23 protein-coding genes are annotated in these 20,950 nt (G+C 56.5%); 11 read left to right on the top strand and 12 right to left on the bottom strand.

The annotated features are described in order from the left end of the window. Positions 1–17: 17 nt before the first annotated feature. The 5 genes from BGIM_RS55785 to BGIM_RS0144070 all read right to left on the bottom strand — a co-directional run bounded on the left by BGIM_RS55785 (position 18) and on the right by BGIM_RS0144070 (position 4,958). Positions 18–737, bottom strand: a complete 720-nt coding sequence (locus tag BGIM_RS55785) for an NUDIX hydrolase (RefSeq protein WP_020475975.1) — start codon at positions 735–737, stop codon at positions 18–20. 123 nt (positions 738–860) lie between these two features. Beyond that, positions 861–1,670 carry a DUF5131 family protein gene (locus BGIM_RS0144085; protein ID WP_020475974.1) on the bottom strand — a complete coding sequence of 270 codons (810 nt, stop codon included), beginning with the start codon at positions 1,668–1,670 and terminating at the stop codon, positions 861–863. Between the two features lie 9 nt (positions 1,671–1,679). Then, positions 1,680–2,798, bottom strand: a complete 1,119-nt coding sequence (locus BGIM_RS0144080; RefSeq protein ID WP_020475973.1) for a three-Cys-motif partner protein TcmP — start codon at positions 2,796–2,798, stop codon at positions 1,680–1,682. Between the two features lie 342 nt (positions 2,799–3,140). Continuing rightward, positions 3,141–3,428, bottom strand: coding sequence for a hypothetical protein (locus BGIM_RS0144075; protein WP_020475972.1), 288 nt, complete (start codon positions 3,426–3,428; stop codon positions 3,141–3,143). Between the two features lie 291 nt (positions 3,429–3,719). Continuing rightward, positions 3,720–4,958, bottom strand: a complete 1,239-nt coding sequence (locus tag BGIM_RS0144070; protein ID WP_020475971.1) for a PQQ-binding-like beta-propeller repeat protein — start codon at positions 4,956–4,958, stop codon at positions 3,720–3,722. 150 nt (positions 4,959–5,108) lie between these two features. Here BGIM_RS0144070 and BGIM_RS0144065 point away from each other — a divergent pair, with 150 nt between their 5' ends. The 5 genes from BGIM_RS0144065 to BGIM_RS0144040 all read left to right on the top strand — a co-directional run bounded on the left by BGIM_RS0144065 (position 5,109) and on the right by BGIM_RS0144040 (position 10,804). Continuing rightward, entirely contained in the window at positions 5,109–6,377 is a 1,269-nt protein-coding gene (locus tag BGIM_RS0144065; RefSeq protein WP_020475970.1) for a Gfo/Idh/MocA family protein, read from the top strand. A 521-nt stretch (positions 6,378–6,898) separates the two neighbouring features. Then, on the top strand, positions 6,899–7,411 hold the full coding sequence (locus BGIM_RS0144055; RefSeq protein ID WP_020475968.1) for an NUDIX hydrolase: 513 nt from the start codon (positions 6,899–6,901) through the stop codon (positions 7,409–7,411). 114 nt (positions 7,412–7,525) lie between these two features. Then, positions 7,526–7,981 carry a hypothetical protein gene (locus tag BGIM_RS65335; protein WP_020475967.1) on the top strand — a complete coding sequence of 152 codons (456 nt, stop codon included), beginning with the start codon at positions 7,526–7,528 and terminating at the stop codon, positions 7,979–7,981. 152 nt (positions 7,982–8,133) lie between these two features. Then, positions 8,134–9,414, top strand: a complete 1,281-nt coding sequence (ribA, locus tag BGIM_RS0144045; RefSeq protein WP_020475966.1) for a GTP cyclohydrolase II — start codon at positions 8,134–8,136, stop codon at positions 9,412–9,414. Between the two features lie 58 nt (positions 9,415–9,472). Next, positions 9,473–10,804, top strand: coding sequence for a hypothetical protein (locus BGIM_RS0144040; RefSeq protein WP_020475965.1), 1,332 nt, complete (start codon positions 9,473–9,475; stop codon positions 10,802–10,804). 5 nt (positions 10,805–10,809) lie between these two features. Here BGIM_RS0144040 and BGIM_RS59400 read toward each other — a convergent pair whose 3' ends face one another. Then, positions 10,810–11,667, bottom strand: coding sequence for an alpha/beta hydrolase family esterase (locus tag BGIM_RS59400; RefSeq protein ID WP_020475964.1), 858 nt, complete (start codon positions 11,665–11,667; stop codon positions 10,810–10,812). Positions 11,668–11,753: 86 nt separating this feature from the next. Between BGIM_RS59400 and BGIM_RS0144030 the strand changes: the two genes are divergently transcribed. Further along, complete coding sequence (locus tag BGIM_RS0144030) at positions 11,754–12,872, top strand: Gfo/Idh/MocA family protein (RefSeq protein ID WP_020475963.1); 1,119 nt, start codon at positions 11,754–11,756, stop codon at positions 12,870–12,872. 180 nt (positions 12,873–13,052) lie between these two features. Here BGIM_RS0144030 and BGIM_RS67975 read toward each other — a convergent pair whose 3' ends face one another. The 3 genes from BGIM_RS67975 to BGIM_RS64210 form a co-directional block, all read right to left on the bottom strand. After that, the gene (locus BGIM_RS67975; RefSeq protein WP_020475962.1) at positions 13,053–13,181 is read right to left on the bottom strand and encodes a hypothetical protein; all 129 of its coding nucleotides are present in this window, start codon (positions 13,179–13,181) and stop codon (positions 13,053–13,055) included. A 51-nt stretch (positions 13,182–13,232) separates the two neighbouring features. Further along, a complete protein-coding gene (locus tag BGIM_RS0144025) occupies positions 13,233–14,090 on the bottom strand; it encodes a phytanoyl-CoA dioxygenase family protein (protein WP_020475961.1) in 858 nt (285 codons plus the stop codon). A gap of 92 nt (positions 14,091–14,182) precedes the next feature. Further along, positions 14,183–14,467: a hypothetical protein gene (locus tag BGIM_RS64210; protein ID WP_157369899.1), complete on the bottom strand. Its 285-nt coding sequence runs from the start codon at positions 14,465–14,467 to the stop codon at positions 14,183–14,185. Positions 14,468–14,689: 222 nt separating this feature from the next. Between BGIM_RS64210 and BGIM_RS60855 the strand changes: the two genes are divergently transcribed. After that, positions 14,690–16,003 carry an AAA family ATPase gene (locus BGIM_RS60855; RefSeq protein ID WP_072022327.1) on the top strand — a complete coding sequence of 438 codons (1,314 nt, stop codon included), beginning with the start codon at positions 14,690–14,692 and terminating at the stop codon, positions 16,001–16,003. After that, a complete protein-coding gene (locus BGIM_RS60850; protein WP_020475957.1) occupies positions 16,000–16,656 on the top strand; it encodes an RloB family protein in 657 nt (218 codons plus the stop codon). The genes BGIM_RS60855 and BGIM_RS60850 overlap by 4 nt, the downstream gene beginning before the upstream one ends. A gap of 121 nt (positions 16,657–16,777) precedes the next feature. Here BGIM_RS60850 and BGIM_RS0143990 read toward each other — a convergent pair whose 3' ends face one another. The 3 genes from BGIM_RS0143990 to BGIM_RS55775 form a co-directional block, all read right to left on the bottom strand. Continuing rightward, positions 16,778–17,245, bottom strand: coding sequence for a VOC family protein (locus tag BGIM_RS0143990; protein ID WP_020475956.1), 468 nt, complete (start codon positions 17,243–17,245; stop codon positions 16,778–16,780). An 86-nt stretch (positions 17,246–17,331) separates the two neighbouring features. Then, positions 17,332–17,823, bottom strand: coding sequence for an SRPBCC family protein (locus BGIM_RS0143985; RefSeq protein ID WP_020475955.1), 492 nt, complete (start codon positions 17,821–17,823; stop codon positions 17,332–17,334). After that, a complete protein-coding gene (locus tag BGIM_RS55775; RefSeq protein ID WP_020475954.1) occupies positions 17,823–18,191 on the bottom strand; it encodes an ArsR/SmtB family transcription factor in 369 nt (122 codons plus the stop codon). Before BGIM_RS55775 ends, BGIM_RS0143985 begins: the two co-directional genes overlap by 1 nt. Positions 18,192–18,299: 108 nt before the next feature. Here BGIM_RS55775 and BGIM_RS59395 point away from each other — a divergent pair, with 108 nt between their 5' ends. From BGIM_RS59395 to BGIM_RS0143965, 3 genes are all read left to right on the top strand, one after another. Next, entirely contained in the window at positions 18,300–19,019 is a 720-nt protein-coding gene (locus BGIM_RS59395; RefSeq protein ID WP_020475953.1) for a DUF4058 family protein, read from the top strand. Between the two features lie 165 nt (positions 19,020–19,184). Then, positions 19,185–19,694, top strand: coding sequence for a hypothetical protein (locus tag BGIM_RS0143970; RefSeq protein WP_020475952.1), 510 nt, complete (start codon positions 19,185–19,187; stop codon positions 19,692–19,694). Between the two features lie 94 nt (positions 19,695–19,788). Beyond that, positions 19,789–20,793, top strand: coding sequence for a ThuA domain-containing protein (locus BGIM_RS0143965; RefSeq protein ID WP_020475951.1), 1,005 nt, complete (start codon positions 19,789–19,791; stop codon positions 20,791–20,793). Positions 20,794–20,950 lie beyond the last annotated feature (157 nt).

Raw genomic sequence — 20,950 nt, 5'->3', positions numbered from 1 at the left:
CCATTCGGCTCGTCAGATCAAATCGCTTCTTTCGCCTCGGCCTTGCAGGCTTCGACGAGTTCCATGAACTTCGGCCAGTCGAGAAGGGTACGGGTGGCACCACCGAGGCGGGGCTTGCCGCTGCCTTTGCCGGGGGGCCGCATGTCGCGGATGTTGAGGGCGGGCTGCCATTCCACGGCCTGCGTCTCGGCCGTCGGGGTCGCTTTGCCGCTTTCGTAGGCCAGCAGGTGATAGGTCGGCACCGTCACCCACGAAACGGGGATTTCCCGTTCGACCAAGGCGTCGAAAATCGTGTAGCGGTGCTTGTGCAGTTCATCCAGGTCGATGCGGGCTTCCTTGGCGGCCTCGACCAGCAATTGGTAAGCCCCGAGGCTGATCTTTTCCGAGGGTTCGTCCTCGACCGCTTCGGCCCGCGAGGAACCGAAACCGATCGGTTCGCGGTAAACCCGGCCGGGTTGCAATTCAAACTTGATGTTCCCGGAGAACGGCTTCGCTTTCACGCCGCCGGATTCCTCAAACACTTCGCGAATGGCGGCTTGGAGCGAATTTTCCCCTTCGTCCAACCCCCCTTTGGGGAAGTGCCAGCCTTGGTAGGCGAAATCGGAGTAGACCATCAGAAGACGACACTTGGCGTCAACCACCACCCCCCCGCCGACGAGCCGTCTCGCCGGAGTGGAATTGGTGTTGATCTCACCAATGGCGTCCGCCATTTGATCGATAATGAGGGAAAGTTCCATCCCGCAAGCCGTCGGTCTAGAGGATTGAGCGAAACTCTCACTATATGAACAGCGGCCACTCGTACAAGGATGAAGAACGAAGGATGAGAGAGGAACTACATTGATTCTCGAAAAACGAGCGAGTCAAACAACAGTCAGAGGCACACGACCGCGATTGATGGCATCCACGAGAGCTTTTCGCTCGCTAGCCGATGGAATAGTTACTGTCGGCCGATCGGGCATGCTGTCATACGTTCGGCCATCCAGTTCACGGCCTGTTTGAGACTTGCGAACTCCTCCCCATTGCTTGAAGAAAAACAAAGTGCGTTGGTTGGCGCACTGGTCCCGAAGGTTTGCGACCCATTCATGCTGCATCAGCCGAGCCCCGGCCCCACTCTCCCCGCCGACGATCACCCAGTCGATGCCAGACAAGTCGATGGTGCCCAAATCCTCCAACAGCGGTTCCACGGACAGAAAGCGGACTTGGGCCGGCGTGTTCCTGAGAAGATCAACTCGCGGTAGGCCATGCCGCCGGTTCTCAACGCTCGTTCCCCACCAGACATGAGGCAGATCGGCCGCAAACGCGAGTCGTCCCTTCAACAGTTCCCGCATCCGCTCAGGCCGCTTGGTCAGCACTTGGTACGTATGCCAGTTGCCCGCTTCCATGACCCTCGCGACCTGCTCGATGTAATCGTCCGGCACATCCTTGTGGAACAGGTCACTCATCGAGTTGACGAAAATCGCTTTCGCCGCTCCCCACTTCAGAGGCTCGGCCAATTTCTCAGGCACGAGTCGCAGGTCGAACCCCTGCTCGTAAGGATGACCGGGCACCCCGCGAAACCGCTCGGCAAATGTCGCAGCGTAACAATGAACGCATCCCGGACTGATCCGGGTGCAGCCCCGCACCGGATTCCACGTGGCGTCAGTCCATTCAATTGTCGAGAGTGCGGACATGGCTATCTCCTATTTGGGCGGGAACGTGACTTTGACATCTGGTGCCAAGGTTCCTTTTTTTCTGGGAGGGCATGGACGGGACATCGTCACGTCTCCGTTTTGCTCCAACGCACAAAGAATTTCTCGGTAGTGCTTTAGCACAAACGGTCGGCCAACGCTATGTTTTTCGTAAATCTCCTCAATGTCCAGCGTCTGTCCGGCAAAGTGATCCAACATCATGGGACCCAGGTCTTCGACGGGCCTCAAGAATTCAAACAACAGTGGTTGCCTCACATCGGCCGGGTTGTACTCGAAATTGACTATTCCCTCGCTCTTCCCGCTGCTGTGGTCGTACATGATCTGCTTCATGATTTTGTAGCCCATGAAGTTCTTGGTTACGAAGAACAGGTGATGCGTGATGCGTGTGCCCTTGTCATTATGAAATCGGAACGGGAGCACGAATTTTCCACCCATCTCTTTTAGTGCCAAGCACATTTCTTCGACGATGAACGCCTCCCGCTCGAACGGGCTCAAGGACTTGTCGGCGAACTTTGCACGAAGGGAATTGGCGCGGTCCACCCCAAAAAGAGCGTCCATGTGCTTTTCGACGGCGTCATTTACGATCCCCATGTTGATGCGGTTGTAATTGAAGAAGAAAAAACAGTCGCACCCCCAATCTTTCAAAACCGAGTTGATGAGCCGGAGCGTCATCCCTTTGTAACCCCAAGGGTCCACGAAAAAGAGGGTAGGGACGAGTTTCATAGACTCAAAACGCTTGACGATCTCCTCCCCGACTTCCCCATGATGGATTTGCGGTGGATACTTGAGGGTTCCATAGTTTGGCAGGGCATTCAAAGTCGTCTGGAGCGACTGAACGTTTTTCTCGTCTTTGTCATTGAAGATCGCCACCAACCGCTTTCGCATTTCCGCGTCGTCGATGGCCTGCTCAATAATTTTGACGGGCGTGGACTGCGACCCATCCTCGTACCGCCCCGGCCCCGAAAATAAATCGATGTAAGCGATGCGGTCACCGCCATACCGCATTTGGGCACTGGCGATGACCCGCATATAGGCGGGAAAATATTTGGCCACCAGCGCGGCTTTGACTGCGGACTGTTCGGTCTGCTCGCTGAAGAACATTTCCGACATGGAAGGGCTCCGGGGCATCGCCTCAGTGTTTGGTTCGTGGATGTGAGGCGTGACGAGTCGCAATTATTTGTCGAACCAAATCTGTCTTCATTATAGTGGACGTTTATTCACCACCAAGACTGGATAAGAAAACTGCCTTCACAATCCCAACAAAAGACAATGCTTGAGGAACACCTCACTCCGAGCCCTGCTCCCGCCTCTTGTGAAGTAAGTGGGAAAAACCGCCGTCATTCTTCGTTCTTCATCGCGGAGTCCATGAATAACGGTCCCGCGATGAAGAACGAAGAATAACGGCGGTGAAGACAATGGTCATATCCCACCTGACACATTGTTACCGCACTTTCACACGCCATCCCGACGCCATGTGGCATCACAACGGCACTCGAACCCGGCGTTGTCTACCGCTGCCTTGATGGCATCTGTGACGGCGCGACGATTTGAGCCAAGGCCGCCTTCACCTTTGGAAATGAGGTGGTTGGCAAGCCGATAGGCATCAGTGATATCACCAAACAAATCGATCAATTCGCCGCAGTACGAACACTCCAATAGTACCCCGGCTTGAACGGCGATTCGGGCGGCTGCGGCTTCACGCTCCTGTTGCTCAAGCCAATACGATTTAACCAAACTCATGAGTATTCCCTGTCAAGAAAAGTGATAGCAGAGAGATGGCAAGAGATTTGACTGGCCACCCCTTTGGGTAGGATTGGCCAGATTGCCAATTAAATCGGGTGACAGGCCCGATACTACTACTGAAAGATTATCAGACGCGGTTTGACTTGACAATTCCGATGCTGGAAAAATTGACAAAACGCCTTGTTTTTTAAAATAGCACTGTGAACAAGCGTTCAAAAACTTCAGGCCCGTCCCATTGTCGTGTCACCGTGTCACCTTGTCTCCGTGTCACCTGTCTCCGCGCGGGCCTTACTTCACCGGGTTTAAGAACTTGTAGAGTTGTGTTTCGGTGCGGATGTACAACGCCCCGTCCACGCCGATGGGGGTGGCGAAGGTCTTTTCCTTCATGTCAAACTCGCCGAGCAGGTTGAATTTCTTTCCGGCCGCCAGCAGGGTGCCGTTGCCGGTTTCACTCGTCAGGTAAATCTTGCCGTCGGCATACAGCATGGAGGCCGAATACTGGCCCTTCACCCGTTCGGAATAGATCACGTCGCCGGTTTTGGCGTCGAGGCAGGTGAACACGCCGCCATCGGAGAGCATGTACAACTCGGCTCCGACCAGCAACAGAGAGGGCGTGTTGGGCGCCCCCTTCTTCACGGACCAGGCGAATTCCCGCTTGGTCGCGTCTCCGGTGGCGTCCAGTTTCACCGCGTGGACCACCGGGCTGTCGTAGCCGGTGCTGATGTACACCAAACCATCACCCACAATGGGCCGGGGAATCACCGAATAGCCGTTGTAGGGGGCGCGCCAAACTTCCTTGCCGTCAGCCGGGTTGACCGCCATCAGGACGTTGCTGCCGCCGCTGAGAACCAATCGTTTGCCGTTCTGTTCAAACAATTGGGGGGTGGTGAACGAAAACGGCTTCGTTGCCTTGTTGTTCCGGGGGGTCTCCCACAGGGTCTTGCCCGTCTTCTGGTCGAGGGCGATCACCATTTGTTTGTCCGTGCCGTCGCAACTGAACACAAGGGCGTTGTCCACCAAGATGGGCGAACCGCCGTTGCCGTGGACCGGTTTTTCGTAGATGCCGGTGCGCGTCCAAAGAACCTTGCCGGCGAAGTCCAGGGCGGCGGTCCCTCCGTGGCCGAAGTGGACGAACACCGTCTGGCCGTCGGTCGCCGGCGTGGAACTCGCGTGCGAGTTCTTGCCGTGGATCTTCGGGGAGGAGGCCGCCGGTTGTTTGAAAACTTCAAAATCCCAGTCAACCTTGCCGGTTTTCGCGTCCACACAGATCGCGTGCAGGGATTGGTCGTTGTTCTCCACCGGTACGGCCGAGGTGAGGAACAGTTTGCCCTTGGAAAAGATCGGCGTGGACCATCCCTTGCCGGGGATCGGCGTCTTCCACGCCACGTTTTTCACCGTGCCCCACTCGGTCGGGAGTTTGGGGCCGGAATAGTGTCCGTCCCCCTTCGGCCCCAAAAATTGCGGCCAGTCTTCCGCGCGAGCCGTGACGCAGACGGCCAGCAACAGCATGATTGACAAGAACTTCATTGATGGAATTCCGTGGAGAGAGGTTTGGGTTGGCAGGCAGGGTTTTAGTTTACCATCCTCCGGAAAACTTGTCACGCGCCGGTTGCGATTCCATTTCGGGTCGGTTAATCTGGGCGCATCCACCCATCATCACCACTTTGAAGGAATGCCATGCGTTCGTCTCTCTCCCGGCGACAGTTCCTCGCAACAGGAGCCTCCGCCGCCGTTGCCTTTCCCCTGCTTGGCGAAGAACCCAAGAAAGTCTCCCCGAACGAAAAGTTGAATCTCGGCTTCATCGGCGTCGGCACGATGGGCCGGGGCCATCTCGGCGGCTTTCTCGGCATGAAGGATGTTCAAGTCGTCGCCGTGTGCGATGTGGTGGCCGAGCGGCGCGAAGACGCCCAAAAACGGGTGGACAACCATTTCTCGAAGAACAAAAAGGGCCAGACCACGGCCTGCGCCACCTACGCCGACTTCCGGGATCTGCTGGCCCACAAGGACCTGGATGCCGTCGTGATCGCCACGCCGGACCACTGGCACACCATCACCTCAATCTTGGCGGCGCGAGGGAAGAAGGACATTTACTGCGAAAAGCCGCTGACTCACGACATCGCCGAGGGACGCCGGCTTGTCGGCGAAGTGGCCAAGTCGGGCATCATCTTCCAGACCGGCAGCCAGCAGCGCAGCGAGTTCAACAACTACTTCCGCACGGCCGTCGAACTGGTTCGCAATGGCCGCATCGGCAAGGTGAAGACCATCAAGATCGGCGTCGGCAATCCGTCGAAGCCATGCGATCTGCCAACGCAGGATGTTCCCAAGGGAACGGATTGGGATGTGTGGCTCGGGCCGGCGCCCGAACGCGGTTACAACGAGATTCTTTGCCCCAAGGGCGTCCACGGCCACTTCCCGGCCTGGCGGGAATACCGCGAATACGCCGGCGGCGGCGTCGCGGACATGGGTGCCCACCATTTTGACATCGCCCAATGGGCTTTGGACATGGACAACTCCGGCCCGGTGGAAATCATTCCCCCCGAGAAGGATCTTCGCGGGCTGAAATTGATCTACGCCAACGGCACCGAGATGATCCACGGCGGCAGTGTCGATTGCGAATTCATCGGTGAAAAGGGGACCATCCGTGTCTGGCGGAACAAGCTCGAAAGCGACCCGATGGAGATCGTGAAGACTCCCATCGGCGAATCGGAATGGCACACGTACCCGTCGCACGATCACAAACGCAATTGGGTGGAGTGTGTGCGAAGCCGCAAGCAACCGATCTGCGTCGCCGAAACCGGCCACCGCTCGGCCACCGTCTGCCACCTGACCAACATCGGCTACCAGTTGCGGAAAAAGCTCCGCTGGGATCCGGTGAAGGAACAATTCGATGATGCCGAGGCCAACAAACTGGTATCCCGCGAACCCCGCGAGAAGTGGAAAATCTGATTTCCGGCCCCAACGGGAATGGCGGTTTCCAAGAGCCTTTTTTCACAAATTTCGAGGCTCTTGGCCCTTTCAGAAAATCACCGATTCGGGAAAAAAATCGGTCAAAAAAGTGTTCAAAACGGCCTCCAGAACCCCCTCTGGGACCACTATTTTCCCATTTTCCGCTCAAAACCGGTCAATTTCCGGCCCAAAACTGGACACCACCCATGCGAATTCCCCGGTGATTACACCCACCTGCCCAAATGATTTTGGCATAATGCAGCTCCCTTCTGCACAATCCGCTGATATTTGGCCCGTTTTCAGAGACGAAAATAGAGCTGACTCAAGGCTATTTTACAGTGGATCAACAACGTGGTTCATCGTGAAGCCGCGACGCGGAGGCTTTGCGCAGCGAAGCGAGGACATCTCGCGTCATATGATTGCCATCACTTCAGCGGTTGAGTACCGGAAGTCCGCGCTCCGCTTCGCAAAACCTCCGCGTCGCGGCTTCACGATCTCTTTATCAACACAAGGAACCCACCATGCCCCGAGAGATCATTCACCAAGGCCGCAAGATCAAGGTGGCGGTTGACACCAGCGCCGGGCCGAACGGGGAGGTCATCCGGCGGGACATGATCCTGCATCCGGGGGCGGTCGTCATTTTGCCGGTCATTGACCGGGACCATATTTGCATCCTGCGGAACTTCCGGTTCGTGATCGGGGAAACCCTGTGGGAGATTCCGGCCGGGACGCTAGAGCCGGGAGAGCCGATTCAGGAGGCGGCCGTCCGGGAACTGGCCGAGGAGACCGGGTATGTCGCCGGGAAGTGGACTTATTTGAATTATCTCTACGCCTCCCCCGGCGTGATGGATGAGAAATTGCACCTCTTCGTGGCCGAGGATCTCACCCCCGGACCGCCCCGGCCGGAGGCGGACGAGGAACTGGAACCGGTCACGGTGGCATGGGTCGATGCGATCAAAATGGCCCTTGATGGCACAATCAAGGATGCCAAAACTATCACCTCGTTGCTTCTGTGGGAACGGATGAGGGGGTGATGTCGGCCCGGACAACCCAACCTGTCCGGTTGCCAAAAACCCCTTGGATTGTTAAATCAACATGATTGTCCGGGGAAAACACCCAAGGCTGTTCGCTGACAGAGGAGATGCCGCATGGCGGGACGCAAGAAGGGCGCCGGCCCACGACCGGACGACGAGGAACCGGAAAAGGCTGAAGACGAAGAACTAGATGATGCCGACGAGGACGAGGACGAGGACGAGGACGAGGACGAGGACGGCGAGGAGGCGGCCGAAGTTGAAGAAGAGGCGGCCGAAGACGACGACGCCGGTGATGACGACGACGACGACGACGATGAGGACGGCCCCAAAAAGAAGAAGAAAAAAGCCAAGGCGAAGGCGAAGCCCAAAAAGGCTCCCGTCAAGCGGGCTCGCTCTTCAAAGAAGGCCGTCCGGCAAAAGGCCGTCTGGGTAGTGCTGGACAACTCCAGCAAAGAACTGGAATCCTTCCCGTTCAACCAGAAGGCCGAGGCCGAGCAGTTCCTCCTCACCAAGTCCGAGGACAAGAAGGGGCTGTTCCTTCAAATGAAGAAGGTCAACCTCGAAGACTGATCGTTGGCTGAACACAAGATAGCAAGCATGACCCGTGGCTTTGGCCGCGGGTCTTTGCGTTTCCGAACCCATTATTCGGTTGGAAGCATCTAAGAGGGGTTGAGGCCGTTTGTGCTTACTTTTCCGGTGGCCCTCCCAAACGCTTACAATAAATGTGGTTGCTGATTACCGCCCAAGAAGGATATCCGATGCCGCACGCCGTCTGCACCATTGATGAAGCCATCGCGGATCTCAAGGCCGGGAAGATGATCGTCCTCGTGGACGACGAACACCGGGAGAACGAGGGGGATGTCGTCATCGCGGCCGAGGCGGTGACACCGCAGGCCGTCAACTTCATGATCCGGCAGGCGTGCGGCCGGTTGTGTCTGGCGATGTCCGGCGAGATGTGCGACCGGGTCGGGTTGCAGTTGCTCCCCGGAGTGAATCTGGACCCAAGCGCCACGCCGTTTACGCATAATTTTGACGCCCGCGAGGGAGTCACCACCGGCATCTCGGCGTTCGACCGGGCGACCAGCATCCAAACCGCCATCGCGGACAACGCCACCCACGGGGATCTGGTGTTCGACAAAGGCCACCTCGATGGTCTGCGCGCCCGCGAGGGGGGCGTGCTGGTGCGGGCCGGACACACCGAGGGGAGCGTCGATCTCGCCCGGCTGGCCGGGATGAAATCGGCGGCCGTGATCTGCGAAGTTGTCCGCGAGGACGGCCACATGGCCCGGATGCCGGACTTGGTTGAATTTTGCGCGAAGCACGACCTGAAGATGTGTTCCATCGCCGATCTCATCAAATACCGGCGGCAACGCGAAAAACTCGTTACCCGCGAACTGAGCCTGAAACTGCCGACTGCCCTCGGCACCTTCGACTTGTTTGCCTATTCGTCCATTGTGGACAAGGAACTTCACCTGGCCCTGACGGTCGGCGGCATCGGCAAGGAAGAGAACGGCGTCACCCCGGTGCAGCGCGACCCTGTGCTGGTCCGCGTCCACAGCGAATGCCTCACCGGGGACACGCTACAAAGCGCCCTGTGCGATTGCGGCTCCCAACTCTCGCACTCGATGCGGCAGATCGCCGAGGCCGGCCGGGGCGTGTTGCTGTACATGCGGCAGGAAGGCCGGGGCATCGGCCTGTTGAACAAGCTTAAGGCTTACAAGTTGCAACAAGAAGAAGGTTTGGACACCGTGGAGGCCAACCAGCGCCTCGGCTTCCCGGCCGACCTCCGGCATTATGGTCTGGGCGCCCAAATTCTTTTCGACCTCGGCGTGCGGGAAATTCGTCTGCTGACGAACAACCCGAAGAAGATCATCGGCCTCGACAGTTACGGGCTGAAGATCGTGGACCGTCTGCCGATTCAAATTCCATCGAATCCGAACAACGCCCATTACCTTCAGACCAAGAAGGACAAGCTCGGGCATTTGCTGGAAGATATCAAGTGAGTGTCAATTTCACCCTGTCTTGACACATCCGGCGAAATTGCCGATAACCGCCAGTCTCATGCTCTCGCGTCTGCGCCAAGGATCGGCCACCGGACTTGAGGCGGCCCTGCTGTTGCTGGCCGTCTTCATCGGCGGGGCCTTGCGCCTCGCCTGGCCGGGGGACATCGAATACAAGATGGACGAGGCGTGGACGTTTGACATGGTGCGAACGGCCCGCGAAACCGGGAAGATCCCGCCGCTGGGGATGCCCTCCAGCCGGAAGGTGTTAAACCCCGGCATGAGCGTCTGGGTGTTTGTCGCCCTTGATCGGGTTTGCCCCGCCGCCACGCCAGTGGATTTGGTTCGGGGCGTGCAAGTCTGCAATGCCATCGCCTTGTTGCTTCTCGCGGGTTTTGTCTGGTGGTGCATACCGGCCGGTCAGCGGGAAGTGTGGATCTGGGCCGTGTTTCTCGCGGCCGTCAACCCAGTCGATGTGCGGTTTCAACGCAAAATCTGGCCCCCTTCGTTGTTTCCCATTCCGCTGGTCATCATGTGGATCGGCTGGTGGTACCGGGACCGTCGCGCGGGGGCGTTCATTTGGGGACTGATCGGGGCCTTGATCGGGCAGGTTCACATGCCCGGCTTCATCATGTCAGCCGGAATCGTCGGGTGGATGCTCTGGAAGGACCGGGCCTCGGTGCGGTGGCGTTGGTGGCTGGCCGGGAGCGCCGTCGGCGTGTTGCCGATGTTGAATTGGCTATCGTACATGACGAGCGCCAAGGAAAAGACGCCGGCCGACACATTTGTATGGGATAATCTGTTATCCATGAAGTTTTACACTCATTGGATCACGCAACCACTTGGGATTGGCTTCAAACACGCCCTTGGTGACGGGGTGATGGATTTCCTCGGCCAGCCATTCTGGGATGGAAAACCCACTTATTTGCTGTTCGCCCTCCAAGGGGTGATGGTGGCCGCCGGGCTGACGATCTTGCTGCTGTGCGTTCAACGCTGGCGTCGGCGGGAACCCGTGGAATCCACCCCGACGCGGACGTTGACCAACGCGGTCGTGTGGGGTTACGGCTTGTTGCTCACCATCTCATTCCTGCCGTTTTTCCGGCATTATTTGATGGTGTGCTTTCCGATCATGGCGATCTGGCTGGCGTATCACGCGGTGGGATATGGCTCCGAATCCTCCCGGCGAATTGGCCGGATTTGTCTGGCCGCGTTGGTGGCCGGGCAACTGATTCTCACCGCGAGCTTTATGGAATATGTCCACCGGCTGGAAGGCGGGGGCCATCGCACGGCCGATTACCGCGACACCTATGACAGCCCGCGAAATATCCATCGACTTGAACAACGCTTGCCGACCACCCAACAGGTCAGGGACGCGGCCGGCAAGGCCAATTAACCATCTCACTTCTTGTTGAGCGGATGATCGGCGAAGAACTTCCAGATCGTCTCATTTACGTCAGCCTTTGTGCCCCACATGTGGCCCACGCCGGATAGCTCGACATATTCGACGGGATGCCCTTCCTTCTTGTACTTGTCGCGATTCTCGCGGGCGAAATCGACGGAGAGCAACCGGTCCTTGTCCCCGTGAATGATGATGACCGGGAATTTGCGGTCGGCGTTTACCCCGCCGAGGGTCTGCAATCCCAGTGGTCCCGAGTGGGAGGCCACAGCCGCGACGGTCTTGGAGCGTTCCTTGCCGACAAGATGGGCGAAGTAGCCGCCGTTGGACATCCCGAGGACGTAAATCCGATTGGTGTCGATCTTGTATCGGGCTTTGAGCTGGTCGGTCAGCGCGTCGAAAAACGCGAGATCGTTTTTCACCTTCTCTGGCGCCAGCCCCCAACTCCGGCCGATGGCCTCCGGATAGGCGATGATGAATCCATGTTTCGTGGCCGTGTCGTTGAGTTTCGTGTAGTTGGGCATCAGGTCTTTGCTGTCGATGCCCATGCCGTGAAAGGCGACTACCAGCGGGGCCGATTTGGCCAGATCGACGGATTTCGGCACAACCAGCCGATATACCCGGCTCGCATTACCAACCGAGACTTTCTCGCTGGCAAATTCCCCATGAACCGCCGGGGCCGGCTCGGCGGCTTGCAATTCGGCCGGGCCGCCCATTGGTCTCCCGCAACCAAGCACCAACAAAACGCCAACGAGCAAGGCCGACCCGGCAAACGCACGCATAATGATTTCCCTCGAATGATCGGCGAATCGGCTATCGATGTTCAACCCGGCAATGGCGGGCGGGTTACGGATTTTCATCCCTCTCGCCGATTGCCGTCAGGCACGCGGGGCGGTATTCTCGACCCAACATCCTCTCTCCCGCATTTGGAAAGTGGTTCGCTGTCATGGCCAGGAAATTGCGAGTGGCGATCATCGGCCTCGGTTTCGGGGCGGAGTTCATCCCGATCTACAAAGACCATCCGGACGCCGAGATCGTCGCCCTTTGCCGGCGAAACAAGGCGGAACTTGACCGGGCCGGCGAGAAATTCGGCATCAAGAAACTCTTCACGGATTATGCCGAGCTTTTGAAAGACCCGGACATCGACGCGGTCCACATCAACAGCCCGATTCCCGATCACGCTTCGCAAAGCCTCGCGGCCATCAAGGCGGGCAAGCACGTCGCCTGCACCGTGCCAATGGCGACGACCATCGACGAGCTTCATGAACTCTGCCAGGCCCAGCGTAAGGCTGGCACGGTGTACATGATGATGGAAACCGTCGTTTACAGCCGGGAATATTTGTTCGTGAAAGAACTATACGACCGGGGGGTGCTTGGCCGCATCCAGTTTCTGCGCGGGTCGCACCAGCAAGACATGGATGGTTGGCCGGAATACTGGCCCGGCTTGCCGCCGATGTGGTACGCGACGCACTGCGTCAGCCCGTGTCTGGCGATTGTCAGCGAACCCGGCAAACCGGCGCTGGCCGAGCATGTGGTGTGTCACGGGTCCGGCCGGATCAGCGAGAACCTGATTGCGAAGTACAACAGCCCGTTTGCCATCGAGAGCGCGACGTTCGCGATCAAAGGGTCGGACGTGGCCGCCGAAGTGACGCGGAGTCTGTTCGACACCGCCCGGCAATATCGGGAGAGCTTCGACGTGATGGCCAGCCGGGTGAGCTTCGAGTGGCAGGCCGTCGAGGGGGAAGACCCGGTGTTGCACACCAAGGGACTGCCGGAAGGGCAGATTCCCCGCCGCGTGAAGGTTCCCGACTACGCCGGCCGGCTGCCGGAACCGATTCGCAAGTATACCGGGGCGATCCATGACACCACCCACCTGAGTTTTGTTCAAGGAGGCGGCCACGGCGGTTCGCACCCGCACTTGGTTCACAATTTCGTGATGGCCTGCCTCGGCAAGCAACCCGCCTTCCCGGACGCCCCGACCAGCGCCAACTGGACGGCCGTTGGCATCTGCGCCCACGAGTCGGCTTTGAAGAAGGGCGACAAAATCAAGCTGCCGGACTTTTGAGAAGCGGACTGCCCGACGATGCGGGAAAGCCGACAAAACCGTCACAATTGGTTTTGTCGGCAGCCTCCTACGCAAAAGACCAAGAGCCTCAACGCGGATGCGGAGGCTCTTGGTCTTTGTTCGTCACAGATGTGGTTAAACGATGTGCGGCTGGTTGAAATTCAACGTCGCCGGGGCGTTTTAGATCAGGCCGAGAATCACCAGCCCATACGAAAAGGCTGACGCACAGGCTCCTGTGCCTCCTCCAAGCCATAGAAGCATCACAAGCTGGTCGTTTCGATCCGTCGCGGCGTCATACGTTTCGTACATGGTTCACTCCGTTCGCGGGGGCGAGAGAGATAAAAGCAAACCCCGTGCCGATCACTCCTGCGGCTGCGGGGGGCGGGCGAGAATTGAGGCGCTGCGGTCCCGGTTGTCCTCCAGCCATGACACATCGGCGGCATCGTCCGAAAACCGTTTGACGCCCACCTCCATGATCGCCGAATCCGGCACGACATGCAACGGTGTATACCGGGGATGATGCGAATCCTTAAACGGATCGTTGCGGGCCGCATTGTAACAACAGATCATCGCCCACCGGGCATGGTCCGAGCGGTTTTGATCCGACCGGTGCAATAAATTGGCATGGAAGAAAACGGCATCCCCCGGTTCCATTTCGACATGCACAATTTTCATTCGCTTTGCAATTTCCTCCACACGCTCCCGGTCGGCCCCAGCCTGTTCACCCTTTAAGATGTGGTCGATCCGGCCGCAATGGTGCGACCCGGCGATCACCTGCAAGCAGCCGTTTTCCTTGGTGGCCCGGTCCACGGCGATCATCACACTGGTCAGCAATGGTTGAAGAACTCCGTTTTGGTACCAATACCCGTAATCCTGATGCCACGTCCACGCCCCGCCGACCTTGGCATCCTTCATAATCATCTTCGAGTGGTAGTGGTAAACTTCTCCGCCCAAAATCTTCGCGGCCGACCCTGCCAGCCGCTCGCAGCGAGCGAACATGCCGTAAATGCCGTCCCCCGGATGGTTCCACAGCGAAAGCCGGACGGTTCCCCCCTCCCCGTCGGCCCGGCCGAAGGAGCGTTTGTCCAGTTCGTGATCCTCCTTGGCCGCCCGGTGTAACAGGTCGATCTCCCCGACATCAAAAATCTTCCGGGCCACGTGAAAACCCTGTTCGTGATACTCGGCCACGGCGGCATCGCTCAAAATTCGACTGTTCACGGGAGAGTCCTCGCTTGGGAAAAACGGGTTGATGTCATCTTACCCAAAATCGAGATGCCACGAATCGGACAAAAAAGCTCATCAAAGCAAAACTATTTTTCGCCATGGATTGAATACAAATTCAAACAAGAAAACAATTCAAGCGGACAAAAGCAAAGATGGATGAAAACGGTCATCTCTAAATGACTTTCGTCGCCGAGATCATCGCCGAAGGGCAAAGCGATCTGACGATTCTCAAGGAATACCGGGGCCGCCACATGAGCAACCGCCGGGCCTTCACAACAACATGATTTTTGCGGGCCACAAAAAACGACGAGTTCAAGAGAAACATCGACATAATCTACGGCCCGAGCTACTATCGCCTGCTCATCAGGCATCAAAACTCTACCAGCGATTTGGCCGGGAATTGGTCGCTCATGTACTGGAAGCGAATGCCAAAGTAATTTCTAGCGAATTCTCCATTATTTCCAAATCAGCCTTGAAAAACCCCATTTGTAACCTCTAGCAAGGTTGCTGGACAAAACAATCGCACCAAGCTACAACTAAAGTGCGCAGGAATCTTGCGCGGTTTGTAAAAACCGAATGGTCTGGAGATATGTATGCTCGTGAGGCTCTATGGTAGCAATTTTCGCTCTTTTAAGGGCAAATTCGAGCTATCTATGGTCGCGGCCGACCTAAAACGCGAAGAAGACCGTCACAGAGGAGTAATTGAAGTTCCAATCACTGGGATGTCCGAACCGCTTCAATTATTGCGCACTGTGGCAATTTATGGCCCCAACGCATCGGGAAAATCGACGGCGTTGCTAGCTGCTCACGCGCTGCGGTGGCTAGCCACTGATTCCAGTCCGCAATCAAAGCCTGGCTCTAAAATTCCTCCATACGAACCATTTTCGCTTGATAGCGAATCGAAAACTTCTCCAATAGAGCTAGGTTGCGATGTTGTGTATAAAAACTCAATACTCCGATATGAGATCAGCTACGTTGCCAATGCAATTTTGCGAGAAACACTCTCAGTACTGAACCAAAATCGCGAAACAAAACTTATTGAACGAAATCCTTCCGGAGAAATTCGCGGATCATTAATATCACGGAGCGATGCAAATCGATTGTACGTCAAAGAGATGCAGCCTAATGTTTCTGTGCTGTCAAAACTTGCACAACATGGCCCTCACAAGGGAAAAGAATCTGTGCAGCCCTATTACAAAACGATTCGGAACGCTACTCGACATGAAGATTATTCGGCGGCAGCGGGGCTGACGATTTCACTTCCAAGCACGAAAGATGAAAGATTTGCCGATGACGCCGAATATCGCGAATGGATCATGAATCATCTCATACGACCTGCGGACGTGGGAATTTGTGATGTTAACACTCGCCGAGAAAATTTCACATTTCCTATCGCAATCAAAGAAGAGATTGAAAAATCAGGTGGTGGCTTCAAATTTCCAGACTCTAGAGTTATAGTTTCATTTTTGCATCAAGGAAGCACGGTTCAGGCCATTGATTTTTCGGATGAGTCTTCTGGAACCAAAAAACTGTTCAACATTGCGGGTGATTGGTGGATATTGGCAAATAAACCAATCACTCTGCTGGCCGATGAATTGAGCGCGAGTTTGCATCCAAAATTGCTCGACAGACTGGTCCGCGCCGTCAATGACGCCCCGACAGACCGTGTGCGATCACAACTTATTTTTACCACCCATGATGCGGGCCTCTTAGAAAGCTGTGACGGCCAGCCTCCGGCACTTCGACGAGATCAGGTTTATTTTGCGAAAAAAAACTCCAAGGGCGAGTCTGAACTCTACTCATTAGCAGAATTTAAAGATGAGGCACGGCCAGTACATAATATTCGCAAACGCTATCTGTCCGGCATGTACGGCGCAATTCCCGGCGTGGAGAAGCTATCGCTATGAGCAAAGGCAGAAAATTCAAGAAGCCTCTATCCAAAAAAGTCGTGGCACTAAATGAACAACTTCAACGACTCCGTGGCGTGCGAGATCTAGAAAAACGATTTTTAATCGTTTGCGAAGATGACAAGTCCGCGCCTAATTATTTTAACGCGCTCAAAAAACATTACAACCTTACTGCATCTTCTATCCGTATCGCCGGAAGTGGTGGAAAAACGCAACCTATTCAAGTAGTAGAGCGAGCAATTGAAATTAAGGAGATGAATAATAAAACCGAGGATGAGCCATTTGATCAAATTTGGTGTGTGATTGATGGTGATTACGGCAGCAAGATCAATAATGCTCGCAATAAAGCTAAAGCGAACGACATCAAACTCGCCATATCTACCAAATGCTTTGAGTATTGGGTACTGCTCCATTTTGAGGAAAATGACACAGCAACCATGGATTGTGACGGCATGGTTCATGTATTAAAAGATCACTTGACCGATTATCAAAAGGGCAGTTGCGATTTTTGTGAGGTCGTAACCCGTGCTACTGAAGCATGCACTCGCGCCGAAAAACTTCGAAAACCAGGCATTGATCGAGGCGACAAACCAGAAGACCAAAATCCGTGCAGCGAGGTTTATTTGCTTGTAAATGCAATTCTAAAATCTTGAATTTTCCGTTTCATATTAAAGGACTTTATGTTCTACAGCCACAGCTTGTGATTCTCAGCCGGACAGCCGAAATGCTAGCAGTCGGCGCCCAGCGTCAAAGCGCAAAGGCAATAACCTGTCATCACTCAGCGGCTTTCTTCAAGGCGCTGATATCCAGCTTGTCCATTTGCAACATGGCTTGCATGACCCGCTTGGATTTGTCGGCGTCCTTGCCTTGCAGAAGCTCGCCCAGCACGGTGGGAACGATCTGCCACGACACGCCGAATTTGTCCTGCAACCAGCCGCATCTGTTTTTGGCGCCTCCCTCGGAGAGCTTTTCCCAATACTCGTCGATCTCCGGTTGAGTTTCGCATTTCACGAAGAACGAAATAGCCGGTGTGAACGTGAACATCGGGCCGCCGTTCAACGCGTAAAACTCCACGCCGTCAAGCTCGAAGATGGCGCTCATCACCGATCCCTTTGAACCAGGGCCGGCGTCTCCGTGGCGGGTCACGCTGACGGCTTTTGAGTTCTTGAAAACGGAGAGATAAAAGTTCATGGCCTCCTCGGCCTTGCCATCGAACCACAAAAACGGGGTGATCTTTTGCATGGGTTTCTCCTTGGCAACCAGTCAATTCACGGACGCAATCAACACAGTTATCACGCACATCAAAACATGGACAATTCGCCGAATCCTTACTGCGGAACCGCCACAGCAAGGAGGTCGTCCAACCGGTCGTAACTCGCGGCCACGCCGTGTTCCATGCCGGAGGCCACCATCCCGTCACGGGCTTCCTTCGACGGGAAGAGCATCGTGATCGTGAGCTTGGTTTTGTCGCCCTGTTCGGCGAGGTGAAGAGTGACCACCTGCTCGCCCGCCTGGGGCGCGCAGCCGAATTCAAAGTGTTCGGTGCGAACGACCCGTTCGGGGGCGACCACCTCCCGGTAGGCGCCGGTCATGGCCATTTCCTGCCCGTCTTCGTTGCGCCAGGCATAGCGAAACAGGCCGCCGACTTTCATGTCCTCCTCGCAAGTCACCATCGACCAGCCGGGCGGGCCGAGCAGCCATCGCTTGAGGAATTCCGGCTTGCTCAGGGCCTCAAAGAGCAACGGACGCGGGGCGTCAAACGTGCGAGTCATCACGATCTCACGATCCGTTGGCGTGGTGACTTTCAGTGTGTTCCTCATCAATCGTCTCCCGTGGGTGTTGGGGTGTCGTCGTTGGGTTGTTGGATTTTCAATTCGTCGAGCAATTCGTCCAGCCGCTGGAAGTTACCCTCCCAGATCCGGCGATACTGCTCCAGCCATCCGGTCGCCTCTGCAAGCGGCTTGCCCTCGATTCGGCGGGGCCGTCGCTGGGCATCACGCCCGCGTGAAATCAGGCCCGCCCGCTCCAGCACTCGCAGGTGTTTGGAGATCGCCGGCTGGCTCATTTTGAACGGCTTCGCCAGATCGGTGACCGATGCCTCTCCGTTGGCCAGCCGGGCGAGAATCGCCCGGCGGGTCGGATCGGCCAAAGCCGCGAACGTCGCGTCAAGTCGATCAGACCGCCTCATTGAATAACCTATTGGTTATGGAACTATATGGTTATATTACACCCGACAAGACGGCTGTCAAGAGACGTGGTTTGCCACTCGCTACAATGGGGAAAAGGGGACAATCCCATGCCGCTCCGCGATCATTTCCACGCAACCTCCACACTTCTCAATTGGGAGGCACTTCATGGTGGCTGGCCGGCGATGATCGTGAGGAGATTGAATTCGATCTTGCCGGAGGAATACGTTGCCCAACCTCGTCTGCATTTCGGAACGATGGCGGGACATAGAAGCGGCAAGTTTGAAGAAGCGCGGAGCGACCGCCCAATCTTGGTTGACGGCGACAAAAGTGTCGCCGTGGTCCCTTGGACACCGAGCGCGCCGACCATCCTGCTGGACACCGAATTTCCGGAGCCATCCGAATATGAGGTGAACATCTACACACAGGACGAGTTTCGGCTGGTGGCCGCCATCGAACTCGTCAGCCCGTCGAACAAAGACCGGCCCGAGAACCGGCAAACTTTTGTCAACAAATGCGAATCGCTGCTGAAGAAAGATGTCTGCGTGACCATCGTCGATCCGGTAACCAACCGCACCGCCAATCTCTATGGCGAACTGCTGGACGAGCTTCACGCTCCGCGAACCGAAGTCTCGCGGAGCGGGATTTATGCCGTCACCTGTCGCGGCCGACGCTTGGGGCCGCGCTGGCGGCTTGAGTCGTGGGAACATGAGCTGGCCGTCGGCGGCGCGCTGCCGACGCTCCCGGTCTGGCTGTCCCCGGACTTGATGGTTCCTTTGGAACTTGAACTGACTTGCGAGGAAGCCTGCCGCTCCTTGCGGATTCGATGACACCAATTGTCATTTTCGATTGATTCGCCAGTTTCGGAAACGCCGTTCAACTTCACTTCCCACTCGTGTAACGGAGCGCATTCGCTCCGGGAATAGATTTCATCGCCAAAGCCGGCGGGTTACAATTTTACATGCGTATTAAGTCCCTTTCTCCCGGAGACTCCCATGATTGCGAACACCAAATGGCATTGGCTGATCGCCATTGGCATTTTGATTTTTCCAGACGTTGCCTTGTCGCAAACGCCGAAAACCTCCGCGCCAGCCCCGGAACAGAACGGCCAACTGCTCAAAAAAATGGGGGGGTTGAAGCCGATGGCGGCCGTCGACGGGGATGCCCCGGTCCGCAAGCTGGCCAAAGAACGATATAACCTGAGCCTGAAAATCCTGGCGGGCGGCGTGGCGCTCGTCGAGACCGGGGGCGCCCCGTTGATGGTGCTGGCCGACGACTTCGCCCAATTGCGATCCGACCTGGCGACCACCGGCGCGGATGCGGCCGAGAAACACCGGATGCTGGAGTTGCATGTCGAACTGGTCAAGCATCTGACGGCTGACGCCGGGCTGCTCAAAGAGTCGGAGACCGCCCTTCCCCGACAATTGCTGACGATGAAACGGCTTTTGCTCGGCTTGGAAATCGAATTGTTGGAGACAAAAGACGCCGCCCCCAAGGCCCCCTGACCAGCCGCCGAATTTTGTCGCTCCCGGCGGCCTGATCTTGTAATTTGAACGCACCCGGTTCGCCCGCCAAACCTCCTGCCTACGGTGCATCCCCATGAAAGCATTTCTCTCCTGTTTGTTGCTCGTCGCCGGGGCGTTGTCGCTCCGGGCCGAAGATCCGTGGATCGTCCTTGAGCCAGTCGGCAAGCCGGCCAGCAAGCATGTTGTTTTGATCAGCGGGGACGAGGAATACCGCTCCGAGGAAGCCTGCCCGCAACTGGCCAAAATCCTCTCGAAGCATCACGGCTTCAAATGCACCGTCCTGTTCGCCATCGACCCGAAGGACGGGACCATCAGCCCGAACACGAACAACAACATCCCCGGCCTGGAGGCCCTCAAGACGGCCGACTTGATGGTGATCTTCACCCGGTTCCGCAATCTGCCAGACGACCAGATGAAGCATGTCGTTGACTATTTGGAAACCGGCAAGCCGGTCATCGGCCTGCGGACGGCCACCCACGCCTTCAACATCGGCGGCAAATCAGCCTTTGCGAAGTACACGTGGACAAGCAAGGAAAAAGGCTGGGAGGACGGTTTCGGCCGCGTCGTGCTGGGCGAAACGTGGAGGACGCACCACGGCAACCACGGATCACAGGCCACGCTGGGGCTGATCGCCAAGGATCAGGAAAAGCACCCGATCCTCAAGGGCATCAAGGACGGCGACATCTTCGGGCCGACCGACGTGTACGGTGTCCGCCTGCCATTGCCGGGCGACAGTCAGCCGCTGGTGATGGGACAGATTCTCACTGGTATGAAGAAAGATTCCCCCCCGCTGGCCGGGCCAAAGAACGACCCGATGATGCCGGTGGCCTGGGTGAAGACCTACAAGGCCGGGGAAAAGAGTGGACGAGTGTTCACGACAACGATGGGTGCTTCGCAGGATCTTTTGAGCGAGGGCGTTCGCCGGATGCTCGTCAATGCCACCTATTGGTGTCTGGGGTTGGAAGACAAGATCACGGCCGACGCCAAAGTGGACATTGTTGGCAAATTTGACCCGCAACCGTTCCGGAACAACGGTTACGTCAAGAATGTCAAACCGGCCGATTTGCTGAAAGATTGATTTGGCAGGCCTTATTTTCGCCCAAGTGTCTCTCATCAATTTCTCATAATTGAGATCCATCAGAATTATCGTCACTTTTCGGAAAATCGCCCGTCTAAATACCAACGGCGGGTCTTTTCCCCCAAGTCGGTGTTAGATTTTGCAAGTTCTTTAAATT

The sequence above is a fragment of the Zavarzinella formosa DSM 19928 genome (assembly GCF_000255705.1).
Classification (GTDB): Bacteria; Planctomycetota; Planctomycetia; order Gemmatales; family Gemmataceae; genus Zavarzinella; species Zavarzinella formosa.
The sequence above is the reverse complement of the archived record's forward strand: the minus strand, read 5'-3'. Positions and strand labels throughout refer to the sequence as shown.

Coding starts and splice junctions, on each gene's coding strand:
- BGIM_RS0143965 (WP_020475951.1), top strand. CDS start 19,789: ATGAAAGCATTTCTCTCCTGTTTGTTGCTCGTCGCCGGGGCGTTGTCG.
- BGIM_RS60850 (WP_020475957.1), top strand. CDS start 16,000: ATGAGCAAAGGCAGAAAATTCAAGAAGCCTCTATCCAAAAAAGTCGTG.
- BGIM_RS0144085 (WP_020475974.1), bottom strand. CDS start 1,670: ATGTCCGCACTCTCGACAATTGAATGGACTGACGCCACGTGGAATCCG.
- BGIM_RS0144070 (WP_020475971.1), bottom strand. CDS start 4,958: ATGAAGTTCTTGTCAATCATGCTGTTGCTGGCCGTCTGCGTCACGGCT.
- BGIM_RS0143985 (WP_020475955.1), bottom strand. CDS start 17,823: ATGAGGAACACACTGAAAGTCACCACGCCAACGGATCGTGAGATCGTG.
- BGIM_RS0143970 (WP_020475952.1), top strand. CDS start 19,185: ATGATTGCGAACACCAAATGGCATTGGCTGATCGCCATTGGCATTTTG.
- BGIM_RS0144075 (WP_020475972.1), bottom strand. CDS start 3,428: ATGAGTTTGGTTAAATCGTATTGGCTTGAGCAACAGGAGCGTGAAGCC.
- BGIM_RS55785 (WP_020475975.1), bottom strand. CDS start 737: ATGGAACTTTCCCTCATTATCGATCAAATGGCGGACGCCATTGGTGAG.
- BGIM_RS67975 (WP_020475962.1), bottom strand. CDS start 13,181: ATGTACGAAACGTATGACGCCGCGACGGATCGAAACGACCAGCTTGTG.
- BGIM_RS0144080 (WP_020475973.1), bottom strand. CDS start 2,798: ATGTCGGAAATGTTCTTCAGCGAGCAGACCGAACAGTCCGCAGTCAAA.
- BGIM_RS59395 (WP_020475953.1), top strand. CDS start 18,300: ATGCCGCTCCGCGATCATTTCCACGCAACCTCCACACTTCTCAATTGG.
- BGIM_RS0144055 (WP_020475968.1), top strand. CDS start 6,899: ATGCCCCGAGAGATCATTCACCAAGGCCGCAAGATCAAGGTGGCGGTT.
- BGIM_RS0144040 (WP_020475965.1), top strand. CDS start 9,473: ATGCTCTCGCGTCTGCGCCAAGGATCGGCCACCGGACTTGAGGCGGCC.
- BGIM_RS0144065 (WP_020475970.1), top strand. CDS start 5,109: ATGCGTTCGTCTCTCTCCCGGCGACAGTTCCTCGCAACAGGAGCCTCC.
- ribA (WP_020475966.1), top strand. CDS start 8,134: ATGTGGTTGCTGATTACCGCCCAAGAAGGATATCCGATGCCGCACGCC.
- BGIM_RS60855 (WP_072022327.1), top strand. CDS start 14,690: ATGCTCGTGAGGCTCTATGGTAGCAATTTTCGCTCTTTTAAGGGCAAA.
- BGIM_RS65335 (WP_020475967.1), top strand. CDS start 7,526: ATGGCGGGACGCAAGAAGGGCGCCGGCCCACGACCGGACGACGAGGAA.
- BGIM_RS55775 (WP_020475954.1), bottom strand. CDS start 18,191: ATGAGGCGGTCTGATCGACTTGACGCGACGTTCGCGGCTTTGGCCGAT.
- BGIM_RS0143990 (WP_020475956.1), bottom strand. CDS start 17,245: ATGCAAAAGATCACCCCGTTTTTGTGGTTCGATGGCAAGGCCGAGGAG.
- BGIM_RS59400 (WP_020475964.1), bottom strand. CDS start 11,667: ATGAAAATCCGTAACCCGCCCGCCATTGCCGGGTTGAACATCGATAGC.
- BGIM_RS64210 (WP_157369899.1), bottom strand. CDS start 14,467: ATGCCTGATGAGCAGGCGATAGTAGCTCGGGCCGTAGATTATGTCGAT.
- BGIM_RS0144030 (WP_020475963.1), top strand. CDS start 11,754: ATGGCCAGGAAATTGCGAGTGGCGATCATCGGCCTCGGTTTCGGGGCG.